Annotated in this window: 4 protein-coding genes; 3 read left to right on the top strand and 1 reads right to left on the bottom strand. The window is 50.3% G+C overall.

The window, feature by feature from the left end:
* The first annotated feature begins 230 nt into the window (after positions 1 to 230).
* A complete protein-coding gene (locus AC1HCM_RS00305) occupies positions 231 to 767 on the top strand; it encodes a hypothetical protein (RefSeq protein ID WP_479459778.1) in 537 nt (178 codons plus the stop codon).
* On the opposite strand, the gene trmB is transcribed toward AC1HCM_RS00305, so the two are convergent.
* Complete coding sequence (gene trmB / locus AC1HCM_RS00300) at positions 757 to 1,656, bottom strand: tRNA (guanosine(46)-N7)-methyltransferase TrmB (protein WP_479459777.1); 900 nt, start codon at positions 1,654 to 1,656, stop codon at positions 757 to 759. The two genes, AC1HCM_RS00305 and trmB, sit on opposite strands and share 11 nt — an antisense overlap.
* Positions 1,657 to 1,670: 14 nt before the next feature.
* Between trmB and AC1HCM_RS00295 the strand changes: the two genes are divergently transcribed.
* Positions 1,671 to 2,600, top strand: coding sequence for an NADH-quinone oxidoreductase subunit B family protein (locus AC1HCM_RS00295; protein WP_479459776.1), 930 nt, complete (start codon positions 1,671 to 1,673; stop codon positions 2,598 to 2,600).
* A partial coding sequence (locus tag AC1HCM_RS00290; protein ID WP_479459775.1) for a nickel-dependent hydrogenase large subunit occupies positions 2,566 to 3,117 on the top strand: 552 nt, incomplete at its 3' end. The genes AC1HCM_RS00295 and AC1HCM_RS00290, both read left to right, overlap by 35 nt.

Here is a 3,117-nt window from a genome sequence, read left to right as displayed (position 1 = left end):
GGAGTTTCAAGAGGGTCGTCAACCTCGGTGTACCCGACAGGTTCGTAGAACATGGAAATCAGAACCTCCTCAGGAATATGGTTGGAATAGATGCGGAGGGCATTGAGAAAAAGGTCAAGGAGCTCCTGATAGGTAAGACGATAGAGTATTAGTCCCTTTTATGAGGGTATTAAAGTTAAGGATTGGAAGTTTCGGGGGCTGAGGGCAAAATTTTAAAAGGGGGCGTAGCCATGGAACAGGTTGAGGAGTTCAGCTTCAACATAAGGAAGTTTCTCTCCAGCATAGACCCTGCTCCCGATGAGGAGGTGGAGAAACTAAGGAGATGGCTCGGCAGGAACGAGAAGCGATTCATGTGCATACTTGAGCACCACTTCGCCTACGATGAGGAGACTCATCTTATAGAGGAGTGCGAGAAGGACAGGTGCATGGTCAACTGGCTCAGGATATACAAGTACATAAACATACTGGGAATAAAGCTGAACATGACAGTTTACCCCGTAATACTCTGGGACATACCCCTTGCCGGTGCCCACAACGTTGTTTACAACACCCAGTTCAGATACAAGAAGGGGTGGATATCAAAGAAGGAGAGCATTGAGATAAACGGCAAGGACATCGCTGAGTATGTTGCAGAGAAGCTCCCGAGGGAGGGATTTTACATAGCCCACAAGCTCCAGATTGAGGTGATAAAGCTCTCAGACTACATAATAAGTACTGTCTTCTCAAAGATAATGAAGTGTGAGGGCATAAACGAGATCATGGTTTGAAACCTTCCTTGGCTACGATGCGGATAACCTCCCTGATATTCTGGGTCCTCAGCACCTGACTGTGGGGTGATACATCAACTATCCAAGAGTCTCCCTTCTTCCTCGCTTCCACAAAGAACTTCTGAAGAAAACCCTCCTCCGAGAGGAGGGTCTTTATTAAAACCTTGTCCCTTCCCGTATAACTCTCAAAGAACTTGAGATACACCTGCTGAGAGAGCCTGTACTCTCTGCCTTCTAAGGTTTCAAAGCTCGGTCTTCCCTCAACTTTATGGGGGAACAAGTCCTTCACCTCCTCAATCTTCCTGAGCTTTGGAATTATAAGGGTTTTACCCCTCTTTACAAGCCTGAGCCTGTAAAGCTTCTTCCCCATTGATAGCCACTTCCTCTCGTACTTCGTCAAGGGTTGGCTTGTATCAAGCTCCTCAAGGTAAGAGCTGAACCCGCCGAGGGAGCTTACCTCCTCTAAGGTAAACTCAAGGAAGGGGTAGTGGTCCGTTCTTATCTCTATAGCTCCCCCTTCCTTCAGCTTTCGGTGGAAGAGGTAGAGGTTTTCCCTCCTCGTGAGCCTTCTCTTTACGTCCCTCTTCTTGAACCAGGGGTCTGGATAGTTCATGTATATTTCCCTGACAGAAGAGTCTCTCAGAAGGAGGTAAAAGCCCCAGTAGGCATCAATTCTGGTGCAGAAGACGTTTTCAAGTCCCTCCCTCTTTACCCTCTTGAGGAGCTTTTCAACCGCTACTCCCGAGAGCTCAAAACCCAGGAGCTTCCTCTTTGGGTCTTCCTTGGCGAGCCTGACTATAAAGTCCCCGCTCCCAAAACCAACCTCAACGGTCAGGTCCTCCCAGGGGAGGGGCTTTTCCACGCTCTTGTAGTTGATCAAACAGCGCATATTATTAAGGTAGCATGAAGATCCTATGGCTCCAGGGACTCTCCTGCAGCGGGAACACTCAGTCTTTTCTGTGTGCCGAAAACCCTTCAGCCCCTGAAATCCTCTCCCACTTTGAGGTCCTTTTCCATCCCGCTATCACCTGGGACAGGAGCGAGGAGGAGGCTGTAAGAGATGCCCTGATGGGAAAGGGGGAGCTGGACATCTTTATCCTGGAGGGGGCTGTAGGTCAGAAACTGAGAAAGATAGCTGGAAGGAGCTTTATAGATGTGGTGAGGGAGCTCTCGGCAAGAGCTAAGTACGTCATAGCCTTAGGAAACTGCGCCGTGTTCGGGAACATCCCAGCCAAAGCGGACGGGAGCGTTTCAGGTCTTCAGTTTCGCTTCCAGCAGATGGGAGGTCTCCTTGGAAGGGGCTTTCGCACCAAGGAGGGCTATCCAGTTATAAACCTATCCGGGTGTCCAGCCCACCCCTCGTGGCTTACCTACGTCCTCAATCAGATAAGGAGGGGAAGGAGGATAGCTTTGGATGAGCTCGGAAGACCTCTTGAGATATACTCCTACCTGACCCATCACGGTTGTATAAGGAACGAGTACTTTGAGTGGAAGGTGGAGGCGGAGGAGCTTGGGAGGAAAGAGGGCTGTCTGTTCTATCACTTCGGATGCAGAGGAGCTATGACCCACTCTTCCTGCAACAGGATTCTCTGGAACGGTGTGAGTTCAAAGACGAGGGCGGGGATGCCCTGCGTGGGCTGTACCGAATACGACTTCCCCCGGGGAGGCTTCTTCAAGACTAAACACGTTATGAACCTTCCCGAAGAGCTCCCCTTGGGTGTTGGCAAGAGGGCTTACATACTTATATCAGGAGTTGCAAAGAGCTTCACTCCTGAAAGGCTAAAGGGAAGGCTTATAGATGAGAGTGGAGAAAAGGGTTCTCAACAGGGTTGAAGGAGAGGTTGAGCTCAAGCTCCGCTGGAGGAACGGCGTGGTTGCCGATGCCCTCGTCTCCGCACCGAACTACAGGGGTTTTGAGAGCTTTCTGGAGGGAAAGTCCGCTCTGGACGCACTGGTTCTGACCCCTCGGGTGTGCGGGATATGTGGACATGCCCATCTGATGGCTACCACCAAAGCCCTTGAGGACATATATGAGAGGGAAGGGGTTGAGGTGAGAACCACAGAAAAGGCTAAGAGTATAAGGTCTATAACCCACCTTTCTGAGATAATCCAAAACCACATAAGGTGGTTTTACCTTTACCTTCTTCCCGACTTCATCGGACTTGAACCCTTTCTGAAGAAGCTCTACGAGCCCCTGAGGGGTGAGGTCTGGATAGAGGCTGTTGAGGCGAGCAAAAAACCTATAAAGATTATAGCTCTCTTTGGAGGACAGTGGCCCCACACATCCTACTCACTACCGGGTGGGGTTATGAGTGACCCTACCTATGTTGAGGTCGGACAGGCTCTCGGT

It is taken from the genome of Hydrogenivirga sp. (assembly GCF_056450045.1).
The sequence above is the reverse complement of the archived record's forward strand: the minus strand, read 5'-3'. Positions and strand labels throughout refer to the sequence as shown.

Bases quoted from the DNA above. Each gene is read 5' to 3' on its own strand.
- trmB (WP_479459777.1), bottom strand. From the start codon at position 1,656: ATGCGCTGTTTGATCAACTACAAGAGCGTGGAAAAGCCCCTCCCCTGG.
- AC1HCM_RS00295 (WP_479459776.1), top strand. From the start codon at position 1,671: ATGAAGATCCTATGGCTCCAGGGACTCTCCTGCAGCGGGAACACTCAG.
- AC1HCM_RS00305 (WP_479459778.1), top strand. From the start codon at position 231: ATGGAACAGGTTGAGGAGTTCAGCTTCAACATAAGGAAGTTTCTCTCC.